24 protein-coding genes are annotated in these 25,380 nt (G+C 50.0%); 16 read left to right on the top strand and 8 right to left on the bottom strand.

All coding sequences use genetic code 11. From position 1 onward, the window contains the following. The first annotated feature begins 48 nt into the window (after window positions 1–48). From A5320_RS15435 to A5320_RS15405, 7 genes are all read left to right on the top strand, one after another. On the top strand, window positions 49–1,944 hold the full coding sequence (locus A5320_RS15435; RefSeq protein ID WP_068066563.1) for a DUF885 domain-containing protein: 1,896 nt from the start codon (window positions 49–51) through the stop codon (window positions 1,942–1,944). A 130-nt stretch (window positions 1,945–2,074) separates the two neighbouring features. Continuing rightward, on the top strand, window positions 2,075–2,488 hold the full coding sequence (locus A5320_RS15430; protein WP_068066560.1) for a VOC family protein: 414 nt from the start codon (window positions 2,075–2,077) through the stop codon (window positions 2,486–2,488). 160 nt (window positions 2,489–2,648) lie between these two features. Further along, on the top strand, window positions 2,649–4,115 hold the full coding sequence (locus tag A5320_RS15425; protein WP_068066557.1) for a carbon starvation CstA family protein: 1,467 nt from the start codon (window positions 2,649–2,651) through the stop codon (window positions 4,113–4,115). 10 nt (window positions 4,116–4,125) lie between these two features. Beyond that, a complete protein-coding gene (locus A5320_RS15420; protein ID WP_068066553.1) occupies window positions 4,126–4,500 on the top strand; it encodes a gamma-glutamylcyclotransferase family protein in 375 nt (124 codons plus the stop codon). Between the two features lie 174 nt (window positions 4,501–4,674). Continuing rightward, window positions 4,675–5,082, top strand: a complete 408-nt coding sequence (locus A5320_RS15415; RefSeq protein ID WP_068066551.1) for a cupin domain-containing protein — start codon at window positions 4,675–4,677, stop codon at window positions 5,080–5,082. A gap of 25 nt (window positions 5,083–5,107) precedes the next feature. Beyond that, entirely contained in the window at window positions 5,108–5,350 is a 243-nt protein-coding gene (locus A5320_RS15410; RefSeq protein WP_068066548.1) for a hypothetical protein, read from the top strand. Window positions 5,351–5,503: 153 nt separating this feature from the next. After that, window positions 5,504–5,764 (top strand): hypothetical protein, encoded by a 261-nt coding sequence (locus A5320_RS15405; protein WP_068066545.1) that lies wholly within the window; start codon window positions 5,504–5,506, stop codon window positions 5,762–5,764. 207 nt (window positions 5,765–5,971) lie between these two features. On the opposite strand, the gene A5320_RS15400 is transcribed toward A5320_RS15405, so the two are convergent. Beyond that, window positions 5,972–8,947: a TonB-dependent receptor gene (locus tag A5320_RS15400; protein WP_068066542.1), complete on the bottom strand. Its 2,976-nt coding sequence runs from the start codon at window positions 8,945–8,947 to the stop codon at window positions 5,972–5,974. A gap of 361 nt (window positions 8,948–9,308) precedes the next feature. Continuing rightward, window positions 9,309–10,169, bottom strand: coding sequence for a hypothetical protein (locus tag A5320_RS15395; protein WP_157605923.1), 861 nt, complete (start codon window positions 10,167–10,169; stop codon window positions 9,309–9,311). Window positions 10,170–10,409: 240 nt separating this feature from the next. Here A5320_RS15395 and A5320_RS15390 point away from each other — a divergent pair, with 240 nt between their 5' ends. The 4 genes from A5320_RS15390 to A5320_RS15375 all read left to right on the top strand — a co-directional run bounded on the left by A5320_RS15390 (window position 10,410) and on the right by A5320_RS15375 (window position 16,618). After that, window positions 10,410–12,515: a S9 family peptidase gene (locus A5320_RS15390; RefSeq protein WP_068066538.1), complete on the top strand. Its 2,106-nt coding sequence runs from the start codon at window positions 10,410–10,412 to the stop codon at window positions 12,513–12,515. A 197-nt stretch (window positions 12,516–12,712) separates the two neighbouring features. Beyond that, window positions 12,713–14,254 carry a sensor domain-containing diguanylate cyclase gene (locus A5320_RS15385; RefSeq protein ID WP_068066535.1) on the top strand — a complete coding sequence of 514 codons (1,542 nt, stop codon included), beginning with the start codon at window positions 12,713–12,715 and terminating at the stop codon, window positions 14,252–14,254. Window positions 14,255–14,295: 41 nt separating this feature from the next. After that, window positions 14,296–15,564 (top strand): MgtC/SapB family protein, encoded by a 1,269-nt coding sequence (locus tag A5320_RS15380; RefSeq protein ID WP_068066532.1) that lies wholly within the window; start codon window positions 14,296–14,298, stop codon window positions 15,562–15,564. Window positions 15,565–15,691: 127 nt separating this feature from the next. Further along, window positions 15,692–16,618 (top strand): pseudouridine synthase, encoded by a 927-nt coding sequence (locus A5320_RS15375; protein WP_068066884.1) that lies wholly within the window; start codon window positions 15,692–15,694, stop codon window positions 16,616–16,618. A 65-nt stretch (window positions 16,619–16,683) separates the two neighbouring features. Here A5320_RS15375 and A5320_RS15370 read toward each other — a convergent pair whose 3' ends face one another. Next, window positions 16,684–17,325 (bottom strand): DUF2799 domain-containing protein, encoded by a 642-nt coding sequence (locus tag A5320_RS15370; protein WP_068066529.1) that lies wholly within the window; start codon window positions 17,323–17,325, stop codon window positions 16,684–16,686. Window positions 17,326–17,482: 157 nt separating this feature from the next. Between A5320_RS15370 and torT the strand changes: the two genes are divergently transcribed. The 4 genes from torT to A5320_RS15350 all read left to right on the top strand — a co-directional run bounded on the left by torT (window position 17,483) and on the right by A5320_RS15350 (window position 21,361). After that, window positions 17,483–18,520: a TMAO reductase system periplasmic protein TorT gene (torT, locus tag A5320_RS15365; protein ID WP_068066526.1), complete on the top strand. Its 1,038-nt coding sequence runs from the start codon at window positions 17,483–17,485 to the stop codon at window positions 18,518–18,520. A 145-nt stretch (window positions 18,521–18,665) separates the two neighbouring features. Then, entirely contained in the window at window positions 18,666–19,595 is a 930-nt protein-coding gene (locus A5320_RS15360; RefSeq protein WP_068066524.1) for a transporter substrate-binding domain-containing protein, read from the top strand. 58 nt (window positions 19,596–19,653) lie between these two features. Beyond that, the gene (locus A5320_RS15355) at window positions 19,654–20,898 is read left to right on the top strand and encodes a class I SAM-dependent methyltransferase (RefSeq protein ID WP_068066521.1); all 1,245 of its coding nucleotides are present in this window, start codon (window positions 19,654–19,656) and stop codon (window positions 20,896–20,898) included. A 22-nt stretch (window positions 20,899–20,920) separates the two neighbouring features. Further along, window positions 20,921–21,361, top strand: a complete 441-nt coding sequence (locus A5320_RS15350) for an acyl-CoA thioesterase (protein ID WP_231916745.1) — start codon at window positions 20,921–20,923, stop codon at window positions 21,359–21,361. A gap of 31 nt (window positions 21,362–21,392) precedes the next feature. Here the strand turns inward: A5320_RS15350 and yjjX are convergent, their stop codons facing one another. Both yjjX and A5320_RS15340 read right to left on the bottom strand, forming a co-directional pair. Then, window positions 21,393–21,905, bottom strand: a complete 513-nt coding sequence (yjjX, locus tag A5320_RS15345; RefSeq protein WP_068066518.1) for an inosine/xanthosine triphosphatase — start codon at window positions 21,903–21,905, stop codon at window positions 21,393–21,395. Window positions 21,906–21,982: 77 nt separating this feature from the next. Next, the gene (locus A5320_RS15340; RefSeq protein WP_068066515.1) at window positions 21,983–22,684 is read right to left on the bottom strand and encodes a YebC/PmpR family DNA-binding transcriptional regulator; all 702 of its coding nucleotides are present in this window, start codon (window positions 22,682–22,684) and stop codon (window positions 21,983–21,985) included. A gap of 313 nt (window positions 22,685–22,997) precedes the next feature. On the opposite strand from A5320_RS15340, the gene A5320_RS15335 reads away from it, so the two are divergent. Next, the gene (locus tag A5320_RS15335) at window positions 22,998–23,432 is read left to right on the top strand and encodes a cytochrome b562 (RefSeq protein WP_068066512.1); all 435 of its coding nucleotides are present in this window, start codon (window positions 22,998–23,000) and stop codon (window positions 23,430–23,432) included. 61 nt (window positions 23,433–23,493) lie between these two features. Here the strand turns inward: A5320_RS15335 and A5320_RS15330 are convergent, their stop codons facing one another. Genes A5320_RS15330 through A5320_RS15320 form a run of 3 tightly spaced genes read right to left on the bottom strand, consistent with a single transcriptional unit; the run spans window position 23,494 to window position 25,261 of the window. Further along, window positions 23,494–23,889 (bottom strand): ribonuclease E inhibitor RraB, encoded by a 396-nt coding sequence (locus A5320_RS15330; RefSeq protein ID WP_068066509.1) that lies wholly within the window; start codon window positions 23,887–23,889, stop codon window positions 23,494–23,496. Window positions 23,890–23,942: 53 nt separating this feature from the next. Then, complete coding sequence (locus A5320_RS15325; protein WP_068066506.1) at window positions 23,943–24,545, bottom strand: acyl carrier protein phosphodiesterase; 603 nt, start codon at window positions 24,543–24,545, stop codon at window positions 23,943–23,945. After that, window positions 24,542–25,261 (bottom strand): transporter substrate-binding domain-containing protein, encoded by a 720-nt coding sequence (locus A5320_RS15320; protein ID WP_157605920.1) that lies wholly within the window; start codon window positions 25,259–25,261, stop codon window positions 24,542–24,544. The genes A5320_RS15325 and A5320_RS15320 overlap by 4 nt, the downstream gene beginning before the upstream one ends. Window positions 25,262–25,380 lie beyond the last annotated feature (119 nt).

Below are 25,380 nucleotides of genomic sequence, written 5' to 3'. Positions count from 1 at the left end.
GAAACCGAGACATTGGTTTTTTTCCATTCTATTTTAAGGATCTGCCCTGTGCGATATTCATTATTAGCGTTAAGTCTGGCCACTGTGCTGGCGGGTTGCCAGCCTGCAGCAACACCCGAATCGGCCGCGCCGGCTGCAGCCCCAGAAACAGCAATTGCTCCGGTAACCGTTGCTGCTGAATCAGAATCGGCTAAGTTAAACCAATGGTTTGAGGCCAAATACGAAGAGCAATTGCAGATGAGTCCGCTGCAACTGACGGCGCAAGGACGCAAAGACAAATACGATCAGATTGATGATGTAACCTCGGAAGCGGAAGAACAGCAATTGGCCTGGCTGGCAGCGACTGTTGAGCAGCTGAAAAGCCAGTTTGATTACAGCAAACTCGATATCGAAGCTAAAACTTCATACGATTTATGGATTTATCAGTACCAGCGTAGTGTAGACGCGGCGAAATTCCGTGACCACAATTATTGGTTTAATCAGATGCGCGGTATGCATTCGATGTTGCCGCAGATGCTGATGAACTTTCATAAAGTTGATGAAGTTGCTGATTTAGAAGCCTACATCAAACGGATTGGTGGGATTGCTAAAGCCATTGCTGATTTACAGCAACGCGCCGCAAAATCAGCCGAACTTGGCGTGCGGCCACCGCGTTTTGCTTATGAAGGTGTCTTAGTTCAGTTAAATAATTTGCTGAGCGGTCAGCCGTTTAGTGATGATGGTAAAGTGGGGGCTGATCAAAAAGAAGCGCCGCTCTGGACTGACGTCAACAAAAAAATCGATGCGCTGATCAAGGCTGATAAGCTGACCGACGCGCAGGCAACCCAATTGCGCAATGACGCCAAAACCGCCTTAACCAGCCAGTTCCAGCCGGCGTACACTGCACTTCGAGATTTTTTACAGTCGGAACTTGCACATACCAGTGCGCAAGCTCAGGGGGCATCAACGCTACCAAACGGCGTTGAGTTTTACAATTTACGCTTAAAACAGTCGACCACCACCACTTTAACTGCCGATGAAATTCATCAGATTGGTCTGGACGAAGTAGCTCGTTTGACCCAGGAAATGATTGCGATCAAAGACAAAGTCGGTTTTAAAGGCGACTTAGCGGCGTTTTTCCAATTTATCAAAACCGATCCGCAGTTTTTCTACCCGGATACCGATGAAGGTCGCCAAGCTTATATTACTGATTCAGAAGCGTATTTAGCGGTGATTGCCGACAAGTTACCGCAGTATTTTGGTATTTTGCCTAAAGCCAAACTGGTGGTAAAACGGGTTGAAGCCTTCCGTGAACAACCAGGTGCGGCGCAGCATTATTCCTCCGGGACTGCCGATGGTTCGCGCCCAGGCGTTTATTACGCGCATTTGTCCGATATGAAAGCCATGCCAAAAAATGAAATGGAAGCCATCGCTTATCATGAAGGCAGCCCAGGCCATCATATGCAAATTTCGATTGCGCAGGAGCTGACCGCAGTTCCTAAATTCAGAACTCAGGCGCGTTTTACCGCTTATTCTGAAGGCTGGGGGTTATATTCGGAAATACTGGCCAAAGAAATGGGCGGTTATCAAAGTCCGTACAGTGATTTTGGCCGGCTGATCACCGAAATGTGGCGTGCGGTGCGTTTGGTGGTCGACACCGGCATGCACGCTAAAGGTTGGAGCGAACAACAAGCCATTGATTATTTTCTGGAAAAAACGCCGGTGGCTAAAACAGCGGTGATTTCCGAAGTGCGCCGTTATTTGGTGACTCCGGGTCAGGCCACTTCTTATAAAATCGGTATGCTGAAAATTCTGGAAATTCGCGCCAAAGCGCGTGAGCAACTGGGCGACAAATTTGATATCCGTGGTTTCCATGACACGGTATTAAACGGCGGCGCATTGCCACTCGAATTGCTGGAAAAACGGGTGCAGCAGTGGGTTGATAGTGTCAAAAGCGCAAGCTAATGTTGAGGCTGGACACCAGTTCTGATGAACCGCAAAAACTAAGCTAAAAGCTGCAGTTGTATTGCAATTGTGGCTTTTTGTTTTCTGGGATGGCCTGATGAACATCCCTCGGCTATATGGAGAAAACCCGATGCAATTATCTGTTTATGCGTTGTATGACGGCCAGTGTCACAGTGCGATGAGCTTTTACCAGCAAGTGTTTGGCGGTGAACTACATCTTATCAAAGTGAAAGATTCGCCAATGCAGCCGATGTTTCCGGAAGCGTTGCAGGAGCGGGTGCTCAATGCCAGATTGACTTCAAACGAAGTGGATATCTCAGCGTCGGATTGGTTACACCCAACCGAACAACCAAAACCAGGCAATATGCTGTGCCTGTATCTGCGTGGCGGCAGTGTCAGCCGGACCCGCGAAATTTTTGCCTTGTTAGCAGCACAGGCCATAGTGACCGATCCGTTGACGGAGCAGCCTTTTGGGCTTTATGGCGCGCTGAATGACAACTTTGGTGTCCGCTGGATGTTTCATGCCACACTTGATCAGGCCTGAGCCCTTGCTGCTATTGATGCATGGTCGATTAGCAGGACTTAACCAACTCAGCGCATAAAAAACCAAATAAACTCCATGCACTTGTCGGTGGCAGAATGGTAGATTAACCCCCTGAGCTGCCACGGACTTTCATCGGAACCTTTATTATGTTGAATTTATTATGCTGATTTTTTTCATCTGTATCACCTTGCTGGTGTTGGGCTACAAGTTTTACAGTCCTTTTGTCGAAAAGCAGGCCGGCATCGATAGCAATGCCAGTACGCCACAAGCCAGATTTAGCGAAGGCGTTGATTATGTTGCCATTTCACCTTCTAAAGCCTTCCTGATCCAATTTCTGAATGTTGCGGGGGTCGGTCCAATTTTTGGTCCTATTCTCGGTGCTTTATATGGCCCGGTGGCGCTGGTGTGGATTGTGATCGGTAATATTCTGGGCGGTGCGGTGCACGATTATTTCTCCGGCGTGATGAGCATTAAGGAAGATGGTAAAAGCCTACCGGAAATTGCCGGGCATTATTACAATATATTTTTCAAAGGCTTAATGTTGGTGTTCACCGCCGCACTGCTGTTTTTTGTCGGGGTGGTGTTTATTATGAGCCCGGCTGGGCTACTGAGTAATTTATCGTATTTTGAAGGGACTTTTCTGGCCGGTAACACCTTTTGGGTGCTGGTCATTTTGGTCTACTACTTTTTGGCAACCTTATTACCAATCGATCAAATCATCACCAAATTGTATCCGGCCTTTGGTTTATTGATGATTGTGATGACGGTATTGATGGCTGGTGCCTTATTGCTGGAAGCACCAAATTTACCGGTGGCGGGCGATTTTTTTGCCTATTTTACTGACGAGCACCGGCACGACTTTTTAGCGCCAAATGCCGATGGCCTGCCGGTCTGGCCATTGCTATTTTTAACCATTACCTGCGGTGCCATTAGCGGTTTTCATTCGACCCAGGCGCCGATTATTGCGCGCTGTCTGACCAACGAAAAATACGTGCGGCCGGTGTATTACGGCGCCATGACCTGCGAAGGCATTGTTGCTTGTGTCTGGGCACTGGCGGGTATTGCGGCCTTTCCGGGCGGATATCCTGAGCTAAAAGCCATGCTGGATCAAGGTGGGCCAGGGCTCGTAGTCAATCATATCGCCACCGGTTATTTAGGCGTCTTTGGTGGCGTGATGGCCATTATTGCAGTGGCAATTTTCCCTATTACCTCGGGGGATACCGCCTTTCGCTCACTGCGGTTGACCATCGTGGATGCCTTTAAAATCAAACAAAGTCTGCGTAACCGCTTGTTGTTGTCGGTGCCGATTTTATTGATCGCCTACTTGATGACGATGTTGGATTTCAGCCTGATCTGGCGCTATTTCGCCTTCTGTAACATGTTGTTATCGACCAGCGTATTGTGGCTGGCAACCAAATATTTGTTCGATCGCGGCAGTTTTCACTGGGTGGCCAGTATCCCGGCGGTGCTGGGTAGCAGCATGACGCTTTCTTATATTCTGACCGCCAGCATTGGTTTTAATTTACCGATGACGTACGGCAAACCCGTTGGCATTGTGGTGGCTGTATTAGGCCTGCTGGCGTTAGTAGTGATGCATCGGCGCCGGCAGATGCAGGCAGATTCATAGTGAAATCTTGATGAAAGGAGGCAAAGTGGAACCGGCGCAACAAACTGAATTTTTGTTTTCATATGGCACCTTGCAACAACTGCAAGTACAGCTGGATACCTTTGGCCGGGCGCTTGCCGGCAAGGCTGATGCGCTGGTCGGCTATCAGCTGGCGCAAATGCGGATCACGGACCCAAAGGTGCTGGCGAGCAGCGGTCAGGAATATCACCCTATTTTGCGTTACAGCGGTGAGTCATCAGATCAGGTGGCAGGCACGGTGTTTGCGTTGAGCGCGGCCGAACTTGCGGCAGCGGACAGCTATGAAGTTGATGATTATCAGCGGGTGGCAACGACATTGTTGTCTGGCCAGGCGGCCTGGGTTTATGTGGCTGCTGATAGCAAGTGAACTGACTTAGTCAGGAAAAACACAAATAGCTTATATACCCGTCATCCTTGAAGATTCGGGGTTGTTGGCCGCCTTCACGAACCCCAGTCACATAGGACTACTATTCTCCTGGGGATTCGTTCAGTTGCCGCCTACCCGAATCTTCAATGATTTTGGGTATAGACGGAGGTGTTGATGCAAGTTTCTCAAATCACAGAGCATTATTTACATCTTTCGGCTGAAGGTCAGTTTGGCGCTTTGCTCCCGGCTGCCACCTTCTGGCAAGAACTGGCGTCGGGCCAACATCCGCAATTAGAGCAAGGTATGTTGTGCTCGGCTTTTAGTTTTGATGCGCCATGGCCAAGCTGGGAGCGGCATCCAACCGGAGCTGAACTGGTGTTATTACTCAAAGGCGCGGCCACGTTGATCCTGGAACAAGATGGCATCGAATCGCGACAATTGTTGCAACAAACCGGAGATTTTGTGTTAGTGCCGGCGGGTGTCTGGCATACTGCAGACCCGATTTTAGACCACAACGACCTTTGTACGTTGTTATTTTTTACCCCAGGCGCCGGCACTGAACACAAAGCACGGTCGCTGTAGGTATTTGATTTACAGGAATAACCCGATGAATTTACCTTCGTATATCTCGATTCAAGCCGTTGTCATGCTGTTTCTGTTTGGTACCAGCGTCAGTTATTTATTGGGGCGGCGTAAAACTAACCGGCCTTTTTTAATGGCGCTGGTCGGTGGGGTGCTGGCAGTGATGCCACCGTTATTTGTCATTTATCTGGTGCTGTTACTGCTGAAAAAAGATCTACCATCTGCAACAGCGACTGCTGCGGCTGACCTTGACGAACCAAAACCCTAACGACATCCGTAGTCTTGTCTTGTCTGGTTTGTCTCTGAAATACAACCAAACCACACAGGACTGGGCGGCGAACGTTGATGTTTTGCTGTAGCAGCACCGGCACACGGAGCTCTAACGCCACTTGTCGATATTTACTTGAAAGGAATCAATTTTTTGGAACACATTTTTGAAACACTGTGGTCGCTGCTTGTCCGAACCATTCGTTTTTTGCTGATCGATATCCTGATTGATCTGGTGTTACAGGGGTTGGGATATGCTGGGATCAAACTGTTGAAACTTATCACCGGCGGCCGTTATCCGGCAGGGCCAGTGGCTGAACAATCCGAAAGTCTGAAAGTTGGTTGTGGTGTGGTGATGCTGCTCCTGCTGTTTATGGTGTGGCTTTGGTTGTGGTCGGCCGGGATCCTGCACTAAGGTTTTGAACAAGTCTTTTGCAATCAAAAGTAAGGTGCAATGCAGCTGCAGGCTAGCCCGCCGTCAAGCTCATCGGCATCAATTGACCATCTGGCGCACTGCCGCTGACGCGGCGAGTCGCGCACTACGGTAAATATCTGTTTATATGTGGAAAAGTTGGGCGGACTCAGCCGAAGGCTAGTCCGCCGCTATTGGATCTCAGTTCAATCAGAACTGATAACGTACCACCAATGACATGGTGCGGTTTTTCTGGAGACGAGTGGCGACACCCCAATCCGGGTTGGCGGCAAAACTGCCATCTGCTTTGGTAACCTGAGCCACTTCGTTGACGCGCAGCGGCGTATCGAAGTTAAACAGGTTGTAGATGGTGCCTTTTACCGTCAGATCACCACCGGCCACGCTGGTCAGGTAAGTCAACGACAAATCGACTTCATATAACCAGTCCAGGTTACCGGCTGAACCGCGTGGTGCTGGTTTACCATCCCAATCGTAGAACGAAGCTTGATCATACCATTGGCTGGCACACCAGTCGGCCCAGAGGCTTGGCGCTTTACAAGTATCCACGCCAGTTGGGTGAATACTGAAACGGTTCAGCGGCTGGCCTGCGGTAGCGCGGGTCACTAAACCGACTTTCCAGTCGTCATTTAAATCGTAAATACCACTCAGTTTTAGCACGTGACGACGGTCGTTTGGCAGGTTACCAGCACCATGGTCCATTAAATCGGCGTAATCGTAAGAAGTGGTCCAGCCCGGATCAGCCTGGCCGTTATCGGTTCGCACCAGACCTTCGGTCATGCCCCAACTATGTGACCAAACGTAAGATCCAAATATCTGCAAATCTTCGGTTGGCCGGCCTTCAAGGGTAAATTCCCAGGCCAGATAACGGCGTTTTGGATCTGGTAACGCCAGATCTGCGGCACTTAACTGCACATGTTCTTTTTTGCCATCTAGGTCAAAATCGTAGAAAAAGCTGACGTCTTTGCCCGGGTTAATCAGAGTGTAGAAGTAACTTTCGTTGACCTTGTTCTGCACGTTATTTTTCGTCAGCCACTGCGCCACCACCGGGCCTAAGTCTGAGTCTTCAATCGATTGTTTTAAATCGCGATAAACAAAACGCACGCCACCTTTGAGGTTATCCCCAAGCTCCTGCTCGTAGCCTAAAGTCCATTCGTCCGAGTACATTGGGCCTAAGTTATCTGACGCAATCCGCTCCACATCCACCGCGCCACTTTGTACTGTGTTGGTCGCAACGAGGGCGCCAATATCCGGCGAGCCGTCAGGTTTGAGTACCGGGCTGCCATTCGCGGCCAGTTGGCCTGGTTTGTAATAAAAATGCAGATCTTTCTGGCCACTGGCCTGTTTAATATTCATGTTGGCGGCGATTGGCTGGAAGTAACGGCCAACAGTAGCAAACACTTTTTTATCGCCGTTACCAGTTGGATCCCAAATCAGCTGCAGCCGTGGTGCCAGCTGGCGTTTGAGTTCTGCGTAGGCTTCGCCGGTCGTGGCGGTATTTTCAAAGTTGCTGTAGCGCAGGCCGGCATTGAGCACCAGTGAATCATTAATTTGCCAGCTGTCTTGCAGGTAAACTGCAGCAGAGTTCACTTCAGTCTCGCCGCCGGTATCACGCTGCCGTTGGCGAATGTAAGTACCGCCTGGCAGGTTAATGCGTGGGATCGCAGGATAAGTGCGGTACTCCCACCAGCCACGGGCCGCGCCAACACCATTTTGATATTCCAGATAATCGACTTTCAGTTTTTCACTGTCCAGACCAAACTGTAAGGTGTGCGCTTCGAGTTGCCATGTCAGGTCAACCCTGGCCTGATCACGCTGATAAGTCTCGCTGATCAGGTTGTTGGTGGTCCAGTCGCCGATGCGCTCGCCGTTTAGATTGACATAGTCCCAGACGCCGGGTAAGGCATTGGTCGGAACTGTGTCGCGGGTATCTTCGACCCGACCGATAGTGGCGGAAATCGATAAATCATCGGTTAAAAAGCCCTGGTAGCGCGCCGAATACATGTTGCCACCGGCCGAACCTAAGGTCGTTCCGGTATGATCGCCGGTGCCTTGTTCGGTATTCCACTTGTAACTTTGCCAGCTTTCATCAGCGCTGTTATCCAGCGCGGTGACGGTAAGGGTGTGATCTTCGGTGATGTACCAGTCGAGATTGACAAACCAGCGGTCTTCTTTTTTCTCATGTTCGGTAAAAGCCGTGCCGGCCGAGTTGGCATATTCTTGGTTGAATCTTCTTGGATTGAGCAGCGCATAGAAAAACGCTTTGTCTTCTAAAATGGGGCCGCTGACCCAAACATTGGCTTCACGAAAATTTTCATCAGAAGCGTGATTGTTAATCGACATACTGCCATTTGGGTTATATACGCTGTCATGGCCGCTATAAAGCGCCGATGGATCCAGCCGCACTTCACCGCCATATCGGAATTCATTGGTACCTGATTGAGAGACGGCATTTACGACACCGCCGATAAAACGGTCATATTCAGCCGAAATACCACCGGTTTTCACCTGCGTCTGGGCAATGGCTTCCCAAGGCAAATTAATTGAACCAATACCGGTACGCAGTGCGCTGATATTCATACCGTTTAAGAAATAGCCGTTTTCAGCAGCAGAAGCACCACCGAAACTCGACGCATCAAACTGCGAGCTTCTGGCGACGCCAGGTGTCAGTAACGCGACGTTTTCAAAACCGGTGTTGACCGGCATTAAATCCAGGGTGTCGGCGTCAAAAGTCAGACCGGCGGTGGAGTCGCCGGTGTCAATTTGCCGCATCGCCGCAGCGGTTACACCAATTCGTTCGATGTCGCCACTATCTGGCAGTACCGGTGTAAACACCTGCGACTGACCGAGGCTGATTTGTAACTGTTGCAATTCTACCGGCGTTTGCCCGTTGCGACTGGCGAGTACCTGATAACGGCCAACCGGCAGACCACGCAACACGTATTCACCTTTGCTATTGGTCTGCACCGAGCGGCTAAAGCCTTGTTCCAGATGCTTGACGGTGATGGTGACATCCGACAGTTGCTGGCCACTGGTGGAGCTGACGACGCCGCGCAGCAGGCCTGAAGTATTGTCTTGTGCCAATACCGGCGCCGAGTGCAGCGCAACGGCCAGCGCACTTGCCAGTAGGGACAAACGTAAGCTGTTGATTTGGTGACTGTGTTTCACTCTACATTCCTTATTATATTGTATGTAATATATTGTATACCATTTAAGGTGGAGACCATCCTAGATTAAAAATTCAACAGTTGTAAAGAGGCAATTCGGGAATTTGCGGCGAAGGTCGGCTGGGCAAGTAAAGTTAGTTGCAAAGTGTAGCTTCAGTTGCGAAGCTATATTTAATGTAAAAATGATTTAAATCATATGGATAGAGTATTAGTGCCGGCGTTGGGTGGCCCCAAAAGTGCCGCCATTGTGGTCGTATTTTTTTTGGTCAGATGAGGGCGCATAGAGCTGGATCAGGATGCCTTTTTTATTTCAGAGACATCCTGAACTGACCGTTGCGTGGGAAGGTTGCACTAAAAGCGGCTTAAAACGGACAAGCCGGATGTTGTTGTAAGCTGGCCGAAGCTTGTTGGGCCAGCCGTTGTTGCACTGAGGCCGATAGACCAAGGTCGGCGATATAGGGCAGTTGGTCGGCTGGATTACCGGTGATCACCTGATAAAACAACATCGAAGTTAGCACCGCACCTGACAAGCTGGCGTGGTTACCATCGTTCAGATGCAGATGTATGTCCGGCCACTGTGCCAGGGTGCTGGCCCAGGCTTGCGGCACCGGTGTCAGGCAAGCTGCTTGCTGTTGCACTATCGATTGATGGAGCTGATAAACCCGGGCACCTTCAGTATTGTTGCCCAAAGTGGCATGTTCCGGAAATAGAATAGGCGTGCCCTGGCGTGATTTAATCAGCGCCACCCAGTAGAGCGCGGCGTCGATGGGGTAGGAGTATAACCCGCTGGTCGAGTATTTTTGCCCTTGCAGGATCACATGAGTCCAGTTTTGCTCTGTTAACAATGGCAAGGTAACATTGTCGTTGAGTCGTTCATCCAGATAACCCCGGCCACCAGCCGTTTGGGTAAACACCTTTGCCTGCGGCCGACCGGTTTGCAGCAATTCTTTTAACAGTCCGGCGATATTCTGATTGGCGACGTGACTGTTGCCAAGCAACGCTACCCGGAACTCGGTCACGGTGCGGTTGTCTGGCACGGCGAGATTTACCGGCGGCTGAGTTGCGGGTGGTGGATTTTGTGGCACCGTTTGAACTGGTGTGGGAATAACGACGCTGTCCGGGCTGCCGGAGCCGCCACAGCCGGTTAATGCCGCGCCTGACCACAGCAGAAAAATCGTGGTTAGCCAGTGATTATGGCGTGTCGTCATAGATTGGATGTGCATGGTGGAAATACCCGTCAGGTGGAAAGTTGATAACCCTGAGCCTAACCATGATAACAGCCAGCCACCAGCGACAGTCGCTGATAAAAAAACGACATTTAACTTACTAAAAGCTTAGCGGACCTTTTCTACCTGCCGCGTGCCGTTAAATCAGGGTTATTGGTCGCGACAAAATTGTGTTGTTGCAGGCACCGTTGTAGCTTGTTTACCATGCTAAAAATAAGAATTCACTAAGGGCTTTTGATGAAACCGACTTTCCATTCCCGGCGTTTATGCCAGCTTGCTGCCGTATTATTGTGTAGCCAGTTGCCGCTTGTCGTACAGGCAAATGCTGCCACCACCAGTGCTGTTCAAACTGCTGCCCAGACTGGCGTGTTACCAACAAGCTATTTTAACGCCGAAGATATTTTTGCGCTGGAATACGCCAGTGAACCGCAAGTGTCACCGGATGGTAAAACTGTGGTTTATGTGCGTAATAGCAACGACATTATGACCGACGGTACTCACAGCACTTTATGGCTGGTCGATGTAAAATCGGGTCAACAAACACCGTTGTTTGTTGACCAGTTTAATTACAGTCAGCCGCAGTGGTCGCCGGATGGCAGTAAAATAGCCTTTATTTCCGACCGGTCTGGTTCAAGACAAATTCATTTGCATTGGCTGGCTGAAAATCGCACCGCGCTGTTAAGTGCGTTGCCAAAAAGTCCTGCTAACCTAACCTGGTCACCGGATGGCGAACAACTGGCGTTTAGCATGAGTGTTGCTGGTGCAGCGGCCAAATTGGCGCAGCTGACCAAAATGCCAAAAAAACCAAACGGTGCCAAATGGGCAGAACCGGTGGTAGTGATTGACCGCGCGCAATATCAGGCCGATGGTCAGGGTTTTTTGAAACCTGAGTTCCGGCAAATTTTTGTGCTGCCTGCCATGGGGGGCAAAGAGCGTCAGCTGACACAAGGCGAGCGCCACCATGGTTCTGATTTAACTTTTACGCCGGATGGTCAAAGCCTGGTGTTTTCCGCCAATCTGGATGCGGAATGGGAATACCAGCCACGGGATAAAAACCTGTATCAGCTGAATTTACAAAGTGGAGCTTTAAAAGCGCTGACGACAATGCCCGGGCAGGAAGAATCGGCGCAGTTTTCCCCGGATGGCAACAAGCTGGCCTTTATCTGGGGCAATAATGCCAAGGTGCCTTTTACCAATGGCAAACTCAAAGTACTGGATCTGAAAAGCGGCGCTATTGCTGATGTAGCGAAAGATCTTGATTTGGATCTGGTTTCGCCACAGTGGCTGAATAATTCGGAGCTGGTGGTGCAATATGACGAACGTGGACTGCGCAAACTGGCGAAAATAAACTTAAAAGGCCAGCGTGAAGAGCTTACGGCCAGCCTTTCCGGCACGGCATTACCGCAACCCTATTTAAGTGGTGATTATCATTTAAGTAACGGCGTGATTAGCTACACCCACGGTAACAGCCAACGTCCAGCCGATATCGCGGTGATTAGTCAGGGCAAAAGCCGGGTGTTAACGGCGTTGAATGAAGATTTACTGGCGCATAAAAAACTGGCGCAGGTGCAGGAAATTAATTACCAGTCGTCGTTCGACAACGAACCAATGCAAGGCTGGTATTTAACCCCACCAGATTTTGACCCCGCGAAAAAATACCCGCTGATCCTGGAAATTCACGGTGGCCCGCATCTGGCGTATGGCCCGCATTTCAGCGCTGAAATGCAGCGTTATGCCGCCGCTGGTTATGTGGTGTTTTATGACAACCACCGTGGTAGCACCAGTTACGGTGAACGCTTTGCCATGCTGCTGAACGGCAAATACAGTTCCGAAGAAGATTATGCCGACCACGATTCTGGCGTTAACGCCATGATTAAACTTGGTTTTGTTGATGAAAACAACCTGTTTATCGCTGGTGGTTCCGCCGGGGGTATTGCTACAGCTTATGCGGTGGGGTTAACAGACCGCTATAAAGCCGCAGCCGTCATTAAACCTATTATCAACTGGCTCAGTAAAGTGCTGACCGGTGATAGTTACCTGTATCAAACCTATCATCAGTTCCCTGGCGTGCCTTGGGAAAACGTTGAGCATTATTGGAAACGCTCACCGTTGTCACTGGCGGGTAATGTCAAAACGCCGACCTTGTTGATGACAGGTGAAGAAGACCGTCGCACGCCAATCAGTGAATCAGAACAGTTTTATCAGGCGTTAAAACTGCGCAAAGTGGACACTGTGCTGGTGCGGGTGCCTGGCGCGCCGCATGGAATTTCCAATAAACCAAGCCGGATGATTGCCAAAGTTGAAACGATGCTGGCCTGGTTTGAGATGTACCGGACGAAATAACTGCCTTGATTAGCGTTCAGACTGGAGCAGGCCGTAGTTAAGATCGTTATAAAAATGGCCGGTACCATCACACCGGCCATTTTGGTTATTTATTTGACTGTCCGCCGAAACCAGCAATGCTTAAGCGACAATCACAATAATAATTTGGGACGTTTGAGTTGACCGAGTCTGAGTTGCCACGACAGCGCACAAAAAAGATGCGGATCGGCTTTCTGGAAAAACCGAAACGTCAGCCACTGTCAGTACTGTTATTACTGATGTTTAGTCTGTATCTGGTCCTTGCGCTCATCACGATGTTTATCTTCGAAACCATTACCGTCTGGCCTTCGACCGGTGTGGCGCTGGCGGCGTTTTTGCTGTGTGGCCGGCGGATTTGGCCGGCTATCTTTATCGCGTCGCTGGCTGTGATCCTGATTTATTTAGCCAGCCTCGATCAGCCTTTTTCTGTTACTCATAGCCTGTTGATCATGTTGGCAACCGCCACAGGTAATACTTTGTCGGCTCTGTTGGCGTTGTATTTTTGTGGTCGGGTGACCTCGTTACAGCATTCTTTTGGCGATTTGCAGTGGGTGCTGAAACGCTTTTTACCGGCCACTGCCATTTGTGGCGGAGTGGCCTCGTTATTTGGCATCGGCGTTTATTGGTTGTTAGGGTTGTCCTGGGGTGAGCATTATGTGACTGGCATCGCCAACTGGAGTGTCAGTAATATGGTGGGGGCACTTATTGGCACTCCATTGTTGATCAGTTGCTGGCTACAACCGGGCTGGCGGCGGATGCTGGATAAAGTCCGCTGGAAATATCAGGCAGTGTGTTGTCTGCTGTTGCTGGCGTTTTTTTTGTTTGGTCCTGGTCAGATTTGGTTGCCACCGGGTTTCCAGCAACCTGCCTTATTACTGATGCCGTTATTGTTTGTAGCTTTAACCGCTAATCAGAGTTTTATCTTTATCTTTCAAGGCCTGACGTTTTTGTTGGTATGGGTCGGCACTACGATGGGTTACGGGCCTTTTATCACTGAACATGCAGCTGAAACAGCGACTGCCATGCAGTTGTTCTGCGGATTTTTAGCGGCGGTGGTGCTGATTATTCAGGCGTTATTATGTGAGCAACGCAAACTTCGCAAATTGTGGACTTCAGATTTACTCAGCAGCAATCGTAAATTAGAACAGCGTGTGCAGGAGCGCACGCGGCAATTGTCTGATGCCAACCGGCAATTAGAACAACTCAGTGTCACCGACGGCTTAACCCAGCTCGCCAACCGGCGGCGCTTTGATGAATATCTGCAGGCCGAATGGCAACGCGCCAGTCGCTTGCAGCAGCCGCTGGGGCTGATGATGCTGGATGTGGATTGGTTTAAAAATTACAACGACTGTTATGGCCATTTACAGGGCGACGAAGCCTTGCGTCAGGTCGGGCAACTGCTGCGGCTTGGCGCCAGACGCACCACCGATTTAGCGGCACGTTATGGCGGTGAAGAGTTTGCTTTGGTCGTACCGTTGGCCGATGCTAAATATCTGAAACAACAGGCAGACATGTTGCGGATGGCTTTTGCCTCACTGAATATCGCGCATCAAACGTCACCGCTGGGCCGGTTGACGGTTAGTATTGGCATTGCCGTGCTGGTGCCACAAGCGCACGAAACCAGCATAGTGCTGATTGAAAAAGCCGATCAGGCCTTATATCAGGCGAAAAATAATGGCCGTAATCAAGTAGTTATTGCCCAAAGTATCTCACTGCAATAGGCTGAAACAACGGCATAACCGACAAAACTGAGACTTTGGCAATGATGGAATTGGATGGTGTCGTGGTACGCAATTTTTTGCTGGCATTGGCCATTGGCGCATTAGTTGGCATTGAGCGGGAAAAACACAAAACTGCTGAACATCCGGGCAGTTTTGGTGGCTTGCGGACCTTTATTCTGCTCGCTCAGGCCGGCGCCATCAGTGCCTGGTTATCGCTGCAATTAGCAAGTCCATGGCTATTTTTGGTCACGGTAATGGCCGTACTGGCGCTGGTGCTCAGCGCTTATGTGCTGGAAAATCGGCTGCGGCCGGCACTTGGTTTAACCACTGAAATCAGCGCGGTGACCGTCTGTTTACTCGGTGGCGCCGTGATGTATGACCAGGCGGAAATTGCGGTGGTGCTGGCGATTTTAACTTCGGCCATTTTAACCTTTAAGCAGCCGCTGCACGGGCTGGTCAGTAAAATCGACAGCAGCGATTTATATGCCGCCATCAAATTATTACTGGCGACTTTTATCATCTTACCTTTGTTGCCCAATACCAGTATTGATCCCTGGCAAGCGCTGAATCCGTTTAAGTTATGGTTGTTGGTGATCCTTATTTCGAGCCTGTCATTGGCTGGTTATCTGGCGACCCGTTGGTTGGGCGCAGCGCGCGGCACCGCCATTGCTGGTTTTAGCGGTGGCTTGGTATCGTCGACGGCGGTCACGTTAAGCTTTGCCCGACAAAGTAAAACTGCAGTGGATCCGGCAGCCGGAGCCATGCTGGCCAGTGGCATTTTATTAGCCTGGCTAGTGATGTTATTACGGATGATGGTGATGGTGGCGCTGGTGTATTTTCCACTGCTGGCGGGCATTTGGCTGCCGTTGAGTCTGATGGCGTTGGTGACGCTTGGTTTTGCCGGTTATTGTTTCTGGCAGGGCCAACAGCGACAGCCGTTGCAGCAAGATCCGGTGCCGCTGACCAACCCTTTTAGTTTATGGGAAGCCAGTAAATTTGCCTTGTTGTTTGGTGCTGTACTGCTTGCAGTCAAACTGACGGAACATTATCTGCCGACGCAGGGATTGTATTGGCTGGCAGCGATTGCCGGTATGACCGATGTCGATGCTATTACCTTGTCGATGACCGAACTGGCGCGCCAGGGCAGTGCGCCAGCGCTGGTGGCTACTGCGGTAATTATCGCCGCGTTAAGCAATACCCTGGTGAAATGTGCTTTGGTACTGGTGATTGGCAGCCCGGCGCTGCGCCGTCATTTGCTGCTGAGCAGCCTGTTGATTAGTGTGACTGGATTGCTGGCGCTGCTGTTTTAAAGCGCAAATAGCCATAGGACAAAGTCTGACTAAACTGCTGTGGTCAATGCCCGCTGATGGCTGCGATCATAACGCATATGGTATGCTGCGGCCCATTCAAGCCTGTTGTAAAAGTCCGGTTATTGTTATGGCCATTGCCAATCGTCCTTCTGAAATTACCTTGCCAGCCAGCAATCAGGGCTGGGTCAATTTGTATGAATTTTTATGCTGGCAGTTTCCGCGGATTGACGCAACAATCTGGTTAGAGCGATTGCAGGACGGCAAGGTGTTTTGGTTTGGTGGTGAAACTGTCAGCCGGGAAACGCCGTTCAGCCCCAGTCGAAGGCTGTGTTATTTTCGGGAAGTCAGCGCCGAGCCGCAAATTCCGTTTAGTGAAGAATTGGTGTATCAGGACGAGCATCTGCTCATCGCCTGCAAGCCGCATTTTCTACCGGTGATCCCGGGTGGCGAATATATCAACGAATGTTTGCTGGAGCGGTTACGACAAAAGTACCAAGCGCCTGATTTAGTTGCAGTACACCGGCTGGATCGGGAAACCGCCGGGCTGGTGCTGTTTAGCAAACAAGTGCAAAGCCGCGCCGATTATTACCAGCTATTTGCCAGCGGTCAGATTGATAAAAGTTATCTGGCATTGGCGCAGATTGCCGATCACATTCCGGCGGAACCTGGTCAACAATGGCAAGTGCACAACCGGCTGGAGAAATCACAGCCGAAGTTTTTAATGCAGCAGGTTGAGGGCGAAATAAATGCCCGTTCGAGCATCGAATTGCTGCAGCGGCAGGGCAATTTGGGCTTGTTTAAGTTGACGCCGCACACCGGCAAAACCCATCAGCTACGCGTGCATATGCTGGGGCTCGGCATGCCGCTGCTCAATGACAAATATTATCCGCAGTTGCAGCCAAAAACGGCGCTCGATTTTAGTCAGCCGCTGCAATTATTGGCGGCTGAACTGAGTTTTATTGATCCGTTGTGTGGCGAAAAACGAGAGTTCCGCAGCAGTAGGCAATTAGCCGGCTGGCCGGTTTATCCAAAGTCGATTTATCCAAAAGAGTAGGGCATCACTTACTGCGTCAGCGGCGGTGCGGCGGATAAGACGCTTTGCCGCGATGAACACTTTGTTTAGCGCTGCCGCTGATTTTGCCGCTGTTGTTGTTCCACTTGCGAATACGCATGTTCCGCCTGATACAACTGGACCTGTAACCGGCCAACTTCGGTATTCAGCTGCTGCAACTCGGCGCTTAAATGATCATTGCGATATAACAACTGTGCTCTGACGTCAGCGTTTTGTTCCCGCGCCAGCCGTTGGTTGTTGGAATAAATCAGATCGCGGTGTTGTTGGATCTGACGAAAACGTTGATCAAGTTCGAACTGCAGATTATTCACCGCTGCTTTCACCTGATACCAACGATTGCCGCGTTCATAACCCTGCCGGAACTGGTGCTCTAATCTGCCACTGCAAGCGGTGTTGTAGGAAGCGCCGGAGCGGCCATGTGCTTCACCGTGGGCAAAGTCACAATAGAACACTAAACCTTGCTCGTAACCCTGTTGATAACGTGTATAGTCGGCTTGAATCCCATGGCCAGCGCATTCCTTTTGATACTTGCGGTATTGTTTGCTGTCAGCACCGGCTTTACCGTCGTTGACGCCGATACTGTACCAGTCACCAATTTCACATTCCTGCTGGCTGATACTGCTGCAACTACTCAGTACCAATGCCAGCGCGACCAACCGAAGTAGTTGAAAAATCCTGGTGAAGTGCATCAAAAAAATCCTGTGACAGCCTTGGGTTGTTGCTGCGTATGCTAATACCTGGACAGGTTGCTGCCAAGTGAATTGTCGGCGCTGATTCTGTTGACTATAGTCGGATCAGGGACTTCGCCGCAATTCGCAACCACTCGAAACAAAAAAGGACGGTGCTATGGGCAAATTAATTGCAGTGCTGTTGGTATGGTGGCCGTTCATGGCGTTTAGCGACAACTGGTTTCCGGTGACGGTGCAGGCCGATGGGGTAACGCAGCAATATCAGCCACTGGCAAAAGCCAGCAAAATCTGGCGGATTTGCGCCTTATTACCCCACGGTAAAGATCATTATTGGTGGGGTGTGGCCAGGGGGTTGTCAGAGGAAGCCAGCCGGCAAGGCGTCATGCTCGGCATTTATGAAGCCGGTGGTTATGATCAGCCGGACAAACAACGGGCGCAATTACTGCAGTGCCGGCAGAAAAAGGCTGACGCTTACATTATCGCTGCCATTGCTGCCGATGGCCTCAGTCAGGAATTACAGCAGCTGGCACAAGCCGGTATTCCGGTGATTGATTTAATTAATGGCATTGATGGCAATGCCGTCACCAGCCATTCGGTGGTGTCTTTTACCGATATGTCAGCCACCGCTTTGCGGTATATCCTGCAACAATCGGCCAAACCAATCCGGCTTGGCTGGTTTCCAGGTCCCAAAGGTGCGGCCTGGGTACGTGATGCTGATCTTGGCGTGCAAAGCCAAATCCAGCACGGCAATATTACCTTATTGAATGCCGGTTATGGCCCGCCCGATGCTTTTCATCAGGCCGGGTTAACGCGACAGTTTTATCAGGATCACAGCGCCGTGGACTATGTTCTGGCCAATGCCGTTGCGGCCAAAGCTGTGGCACAATACCAGCTTCGAAATCCGGTCAGCCAAAGCCCGATTGTGGCTTATTATGCCAATCCGGCAGTGATTGAAATGTTGCAGATGCAACAGCTTGCGGCAGCTGTGACTGATTCACCGGTACTGCAGGCGCGGATTGCCGTCGATTTAGCCGTGCGCAGTTTGCAAGGCGAAAAAGTGCCGAAACGGGTATCACCGCAAATTGAAGTGCTGACCCCAGCGACGTTGGCCGATTTTGATTTAAGCCGGCTATTGCCGCCGGATGAGCAATGGATCATCCGCCGTGAGTTGCTGGATATTCCGGCACAGGATTAAAACCATGCTGCAAGCTGCCCTGTGCTCAGTAGCAGTCGGGCGTATTTTTAACCAATAGCTGAGCTAGCCCGACGCCAGGATTTCCTCTATGCTGGTTTTATCAGAGGGTGGATGTGGTTATTGCTGAGTGCTGCGATTTAACAACATGAATCGATTAACAAGAGTCGTTACAGCGCGTTGGATATTGTTGACCTTTATCGCTGCGCTAAGCGGCAAAACGCTGGCGGCGGATGATGTACAGTATATTCATACGCTCGGGCAACAATCGGTTCAGGAAGCCAGCCACGCTTATTATCAGGATTTACTGGCGTTGGTCCTTAAAAATACCGAAGCTGAGTTTGGCAAAGCTGAAATCCGCGAATTAAAACCACCCGCTCAAGGCGATATGCATTATTTGCTGATGAAAGGTAATTTCATCGATTTACATCGCTTTGGAACCGATTTAAAAGTAGAGCAAGATTTACTACCGATCCGGGTACCGTTACTGGCAGGCGGCCTTGGCTGGCGCGGCTTGCTGATCCGCAAAGCCGATGCAATGGCTTTTAGTCAGCTCGATAGTTTGTCGCAACTGAAAAATCTCACCGCCTGTCAGGGCCATATCTGGCCGGATTCGACCATTCTGGAATATGCCGGGTTAAAAGTGCTTCGCGTCGACGGTTATGATCAGATGCTGCAAATGCTCAGCAAAAAGCGCTGTGATTATTTTCCGCGCAGTATTTTTGAAGGCCCTTCCGAAGTGCGGCAGTTCAGTAAATATTATCCGGATTTGTATTTTGATACCGGCATTTTATTAAAGTACCCCTATGCCATGTACTTTTTTGTTAAAAAGGACAATCTCGCGCTCGCCGCGAGACTAGAACGTGGTTTGTCGGAATTGGCGTTGTCAGGGAAATTACAGCAGTTTATGCAACAACATCCGGTAACCCGCCATGTGTTCCCGCTGAGCCAGTTTAATGACTCGCTGGTGTTTAATTTGGTGAATCCGATTTTGCCGGAACAAACACCGGTCAATCAACCTGCCTACTGGCTACAATTACCTTCGGCAGCGCGGGTGATTAGCGTGAAGCCCAAATAGGTGAAAGTCTTTGTTATAATGCGGCACTTCTTCCAAGTGCCATCCCCTGAGACTGCCGATGACTGCTGCAATTAAACCAACGCTTCAAACCAACACCCTTGACGATCCTAAGCTTTTGCAATTCCTGCAGCTGCTGACAGATGCTTTTCAAAACGCGCAATTAGTGCGGTTGGTGTTATCAAAGTATCAGGGATCGGATCCGGAATTGCAGCGCTTGGTGATCCGGCCGGTGCTGTTAAAAAATGAGCTACAGCTGTCATTTTTAAGTCAAAACCGCACCTTTGATCAAACCCATAATTATCCGTTATCCGATGCATTATCTTTGTTAAAACAACAGCTTGGCCAGCAGTTTTTCAGTGCCCATTTACAAACCTCCAGCCATGAACAGCAGCTAAGCTTTAGCAAAAAAGGCAAAGTGTTGCTGAGTAAACATCCGGTGAAATCGGCCGTAGCTACTGTGGAAACCGCGGTTGATCTAACGCACAACAAGGCCAAACAGCGTTATGTGGAACAAAGCCGGCCCTATCTACAGGCACTTGGCATTACGGATGCCAAAGGCGACATCATTCCAGCGATGTCAAAAAAGTGGAAGCAAATCAATAAGTTTATTGAAGTGCTCGCCAAAGCAATCCAACAAACCGGCCTGACACATTCGCAGCAACTGCATGTGGCGGATTTTGGTTCCGGCAAAGCTTATCTGACCTTCGCGGTATTTGATTATCTGACCAGCACGCTGGCCCTTGCAGCCAAAGTCACAGGTGTCGAACTGCGCCAGCCGCTGGTTGATTTATGCAACGAAGCCGCGACCCGGTTACAGTTAAGCGGCTTGCAGTTTGAACAAGGTGATGTGAAACACTTTCAGGCCCGCGGCATCAATGTGATGATTGCATTGCATGCCTGTGATATCGCCACCGATTACGCTATTGAGATGGGGATCCGTACCGGCGCTGAAATTATTATGTGTTCGCCTTGTTGCCATAAAGAATTACGGCCGCAATTACAAAGCCCGGCCGTGTTGTCACCGTTGTTAATTCACGGTATTCATTTAGGGCAGGAAGCTGAAATGCTGACTGACGGCCTGCGCGCTTTATTATTGGAAGCTCATGGTTATGACACTCAGGTGTTTGAATTTATTTCGCTGGAACACACCAGCAAAAACAAAATGATCCTGGCGCAAAAATGCAAGAAAGCTGGTGATAACGCTGCAGTGTTGAAGCAAATTGCTGAGTTAAAAGCATTTTATGGCATTAAGCAGCATACGCTGGAAACGCTTTTGGCAAACTCAGCAGTGACGGCAGGGTAGTTAGACTGAAGCAGCGCAGCCGGTGTTATTCATCCAGCAACATCGGCGTAGCCAGATTAGGAGAATTGGATTGTTTAGTGTCGAATTTAAAGTGCGTGATTACGAATGTGACATGCAAGGCATCGTCAACAACGCGGTGTATTTTAATTATTTAGAGCATGCCCGCCACGAATTTCTGCACAGCCGCGGTATCGATTTTGCCGCTTTGGCACGCGATAAAGTGAATCTGGTGGTGGTACGCAGCGAGATGGATTACAAGAACTCGCTGACCAGTGGCGACCAGTTTGTAGTCACCGTCGCCTTTGAAAGCATTTCCAAACTCAGATTTGGCTTTCGCCAGCAAGTCATTCGCCAACCCGATGGTGCGGTGATGCTGCAAGCGCTGGTAATTGGCACTGCACTTAACGCTAAAGGCCGACCTTTTGTGCCAGCGGAGTTGGCTTTACTGGCAGATCCGGTTTAGCTGTATCCTGGATCTTCAAGGTGAAAAGGGCTTAAAACCACTGTGGATTGAGCATTGGAATGAGCGCCAGCAATAAGGCTTGTTGATACACCGACGACCGGCTCAGCCGGTTGTGGGTTAATAAACCAATAGCGCCGCCGGCTTGTTTGATATTGTCGGTGCCAAACAGCTGATCCATCACGTCACCCAGTTCCTGTCCCTGCTTGATTAAATCCAGCGCTGCAGGCGGTAGCATCAGACTGGCCGAGCGCGCCATCCCTCGTTGCCCCTGATGTTCAATCAGCATCCAGGCAAAAGTAAAAGCACCATCTAATCCAGCTTCAATACTGACGTAAACATCGGCCTGCTTCAGTTGCTTTAGCGCTTCGATGCGATTTTTTGCGCCGAGTAAGGTTTCATCGCTGCACATCGGCTGCGCTGCCACGCCTGAAGGCACGGCATAGCCGGTGATCTGGAAGGTTTTGTCTGGGAAGGTGTCACTAAAACACTGGCGCACGGCATTAATTTTCGCCGGATTGGCCGAGGCAACGGCAATAGTCCACATCAATAACTTCTCCATAGCAGGAAAAAGTAAGGCAGCCGCAGCTGCCTTGAGATCATAACAATGGAAACGTTATAGATTTAGCCGGCTAAACCAACGTAAACATGTTGCACGTCGTCATCGCCGTCGATCGCATCTAAAAAAGCTTCAACTTCAGCACGGGCGGCATCGTCCAGCGTTACCGGGTTTTTCGGCTTATAAATCAGCCGGGCAGAACTTACGCTAAAACCAAATTCAGGTAAGGCTTTTTGCACTAAATCTAAATCAGTTGGTTCAGTGTAAAACACCACGCCGCCTTCTTCGTCCTGCTCAAAATCCTGGGCTCCGGCTTCAATGGCGGCAACTTCAACGTCGGCATCTTTGGTTAAAGCAGTGGCTTCAATGGCACCTAAATAGTCAAAATCCCAAGACACTGCGCCTGAACTACCTAATTGACCTTTGCGGAATAACACGCGGATACTTTGCGCTGAGCGGTTTTTATTGTCGGTCAGACATTCAACAATTACCGGCACCTGGTGTGGTGCAAAACCTTCATAAACCACGTGCTCGTAGTTGACCGGGCCGTCCAGTAAACCGGCGCCTTTTTTGATGGCACGTTCCAGCGTGTCTTTTGGCATCGATGCCTTACGCGCCGTTTCAATCGCCAGCCGTAATTTGGAGTTCATCGATGGATCAGCGCCATTTTTGGCGGCAACCATAATTTCTTTGGCCAGTTTGGTAAAAATCTTACCTTTGGCGGCGGCGGTATCGCTTTTGTGTTTATTTTTCCATTGTGCGCCCATGGCTGCAGTCTCGCTATATGCTGAAAATTGTCTGAAGAAATAGAATGAGAAAACCGCCGTAGTCTAGCCAATGGCCTGCTTTGGCGCAACAGGCGGGCTCAGCGTTGCGCCAATTATACCCGTCATCCTTGAAAATTCGGGGTTGTTGACCGCCTTCACTCACTGAAGCGTCAGTCCGACCCAGTCACTTAGAACAGCTAAGCTCCTGGGCCGGGCTGGCGTTCCAGATTCGTTCAGTTGTCGCCTACCCGAATCTTCAATGATTTTGGGTATATGTTAGACTGGCGGCCTTTTCAAAGATAGTGGTGCAAAAATGACGTTGTTGAAGAGTCTAAGTTTAACTTTATTACTGCTGTGTGGTGCGACTGAGTTTTCTGCCAAAGTGTATGCTGAAGAACCGGTGGCGACAGTAACGGCCAGCACCGATGTAGAAGCCACCATGAAAGCCATGGCCTTTGCCTATAAAAAAGCCATGACAGCCGCCGATGTGCCGCAGATGCAGCAGCAGATCAGCGAATTGCAGCAGCTGGTTGCTTCAGTGCAGTTGGTGCAATTTCCGAAGGAGAAACAGGCTAAATTTCAGCAAGGCTTGACAGAAGTGCAGTTGCAACTGGATTTGGTACAAGTGAGTCTGGTTGCTAACAACCATGAACAAGCCAAACAACAGCTAAAGCAGGTTGATTTGCTTAAAAAACAATATCATAAAGAACGTAGTCCGAGTTTCTGGCAGTTGTTGTTCGGGAATTAACTCATCAATATGTGAAAAAAAGGCAGCTCATTTAGCTGCCTTGTTCATTTTACGGTGAGGATTAATGGTGATGCCCGCAATGGTCATCACAATCATGATCATCATCATCGGCAAACTCGTCGTCGCCGTCCTGATTTTGCATCACGCCCCAACCATCGTTATGACCACCAAATTTCTTAGCAAACTTATCCAGTTCAGCTTCTTTGGCGGTTACGGTTGCGTGCTCTGGCACCATGGTCAGGCTGACAATCAGCTCCCACTGTTCCAGATCGTTAAAATTCAGTTCTACTTCACCAGGCTGGTCTAAGGCCGTCAGCGCGTTTAATGCCATTTCGGCTTTGTCGCGGTTTGGAAACACCAGATAAAAATCCAGCGCCAGACTTTGGGTTAAATCGAGGCCAGCATCGGCCATTGCTTGCAACATATCACCGTTGCCATCATCCGGAAATTGACTCATAAAAAAGCTCCCGTCGTGAAAAATCAAAGGCGCTAGTTTAGCAAGCTTCTGCGTTATCGGGCAGGCTTTTCTGCGGTTAACCAGTGCTGTTGCTGCACATGCTGTTGTAATCGCGGGAAAAACTGCAAAAACAACTGCTCAAGCTCAACGTAATGCGCCTGAATATCAGCGGCGGCACCGGCAAACTGATTGGCAAAACGGATGCGCTGCGCCACCCGATCCAACGCGTGACCGAGTTGGTTGATGTCGGCATAACTTAAAAACCAATCTTGACGAATAATAGCGCTCACTGTTGGCTGCATCGAAGCTGGCATCTGCGGCAGGTCGGTTTGAAGTTTTTGATACAGCTGCTTGGTATATAAATTAAAAGGTTGTGGATGAAAGGTCGCCCAATGCCGGATCAAAAAATGGTCAAACAACATATCGATGGCGATACCAGCAAAACGGCGGCGCTCTGCTGAAAAGTATTGTTTAGCGGCCAGCACTTCTGCACTGTGATCGGTAAAAGCATCGACAGCCCGGTGTTGGCGCAGCCCTAGTTGCACTGCCTCGGGCAGACTTTTGATATCCACACCACGGCAAAAGTCGCCTAATAAGTTGCCAATGCGCGATTGCGAATTGTCGTCAGCAAAAAATAAGTGCGCCAGGTAATTCATGGTTGTGGCAGACAGTGGGCTAAATACAAACAACGATGTTTTTGGGCAAATTGGGTAATTGCCTGTTGCATCGCGGCCTGATGTTCTGATTGCGCCGATAAAATATAAAAAGTATCGATGCTGGTGATGGGCTTGCGCTGTAACTCTTTGAGTAATTCGGGCTGCTCTTTATTGAGAAAGCTGCGAAAGGGGCCATCGTAAGTGATCAAATGTTGACTGCGCTGGTGCAGAAAAAACTGGCTGGCGCTGACGCTATCGGGCAAGTCGACAAAAATATAGCCCCGCAGCAGTAACTGCTGCCGTTGCCCCTGATAATCAAAAGCGCGGATCGCCGCCACACTATCATCACGCGGCGCTTCGCTGCTGTGGTTGTGACTGTAAAGCACTAACTGCAGCTTTGAATAAGGCGGCTCGACCGGCAGATGCTGGCGGGATAGTTTTAGGGTGCTTTTAATATTGATGGAAAAATCGATGTCGCCGCTGTCGAGCAACAAGTACATGCGGGCCGGGGTAATACAGCGGGGTTCCACCTGCATGCCAGCCGCTTCGAAAATGTCCCGGCTGAGTTCGAGCGCTGGCCCGCCACAACGGCCATCGGCATGTACAATTATATTTGGTGGAAAGTTGTGAATGCCCATTTTCAGCACCACTGGCGCTACTGCCGGCTGTGCAGTACAGATCCCGGAAAATAGTGCAGAACAGAATAACTGCAACAAAGCACACTTCAGTGCCGAAAACCGTAAGCCGCAGTAAAAAACTGTTCGAGACATGACGGTGCTCGCCGATGAATTTCCACTTCCAGTATGCAAAGGCTTGGCCGGTCTGGCAAGTGGTT

The sequence above is a fragment of the Rheinheimera sp. SA_1 genome, assembly GCF_001669775.1.
Lineage (GTDB): Bacteria > Pseudomonadota > Gammaproteobacteria > Enterobacterales > Alteromonadaceae > Pararheinheimera.
The sequence above is the reverse complement of the archived record's forward strand: the minus strand, read 5'-3'. Positions and strand labels throughout refer to the sequence as shown.

Excerpts from the sequence above, each read along its gene's own strand:
- A5320_RS15430 (WP_068066560.1), top strand. The coding sequence starts at position 2,075 with ATGCAATTATCTGTTTATGCGTTGTATGACGGCCAGTGTCACAGTGCG.
- A5320_RS15425 (WP_068066557.1), top strand. The coding sequence starts at position 2,649 with ATGCTGATTTTTTTCATCTGTATCACCTTGCTGGTGTTGGGCTACAAG.
- A5320_RS15420 (WP_068066553.1), top strand. The coding sequence starts at position 4,126 with ATGAAAGGAGGCAAAGTGGAACCGGCGCAACAAACTGAATTTTTGTTT.
- A5320_RS15415 (WP_068066551.1), top strand. The coding sequence starts at position 4,675 with ATGCAAGTTTCTCAAATCACAGAGCATTATTTACATCTTTCGGCTGAA.
- A5320_RS15410 (WP_068066548.1), top strand. The coding sequence starts at position 5,108 with ATGAATTTACCTTCGTATATCTCGATTCAAGCCGTTGTCATGCTGTTT.
- A5320_RS15395 (WP_157605923.1), bottom strand. The coding sequence starts at position 10,169 with ATGCACATCCAATCTATGACGACACGCCATAATCACTGGCTAACCACG.
- A5320_RS15390 (WP_068066538.1), top strand. The coding sequence starts at position 10,410 with ATGAAACCGACTTTCCATTCCCGGCGTTTATGCCAGCTTGCTGCCGTA.
- A5320_RS15385 (WP_068066535.1), top strand. The coding sequence starts at position 12,713 with ATGCGGATCGGCTTTCTGGAAAAACCGAAACGTCAGCCACTGTCAGTA.
- A5320_RS15380 (WP_068066532.1), top strand. The coding sequence starts at position 14,296 with ATGATGGAATTGGATGGTGTCGTGGTACGCAATTTTTTGCTGGCATTG.
- A5320_RS15375 (WP_068066884.1), top strand. The coding sequence starts at position 15,692 with ATGGCCATTGCCAATCGTCCTTCTGAAATTACCTTGCCAGCCAGCAAT.
- A5320_RS15370 (WP_068066529.1), bottom strand. The coding sequence starts at position 17,325 with ATGCACTTCACCAGGATTTTTCAACTACTTCGGTTGGTCGCGCTGGCA.
- torT (WP_068066526.1), top strand. The coding sequence starts at position 17,483 with ATGGGCAAATTAATTGCAGTGCTGTTGGTATGGTGGCCGTTCATGGCG.
- A5320_RS15360 (WP_068066524.1), top strand. The coding sequence starts at position 18,666 with ATGAATCGATTAACAAGAGTCGTTACAGCGCGTTGGATATTGTTGACC.
- A5320_RS15355 (WP_068066521.1), top strand. The coding sequence starts at position 19,654 with ATGACTGCTGCAATTAAACCAACGCTTCAAACCAACACCCTTGACGAT.
- yjjX (WP_068066518.1), bottom strand. The coding sequence starts at position 21,905 with ATGTGGACTATTGCCGTTGCCTCGGCCAATCCGGCGAAAATTAATGCC.
- A5320_RS15340 (WP_068066515.1), bottom strand. The coding sequence starts at position 22,684 with ATGGGCGCACAATGGAAAAATAAACACAAAAGCGATACCGCCGCCGCC.
- A5320_RS15335 (WP_068066512.1), top strand. The coding sequence starts at position 22,998 with ATGACGTTGTTGAAGAGTCTAAGTTTAACTTTATTACTGCTGTGTGGT.
- A5320_RS15330 (WP_068066509.1), bottom strand. The coding sequence starts at position 23,889 with ATGAGTCAATTTCCGGATGATGGCAACGGTGATATGTTGCAAGCAATG.
- A5320_RS15325 (WP_068066506.1), bottom strand. The coding sequence starts at position 24,545 with ATGAATTACCTGGCGCACTTATTTTTTGCTGACGACAATTCGCAATCG.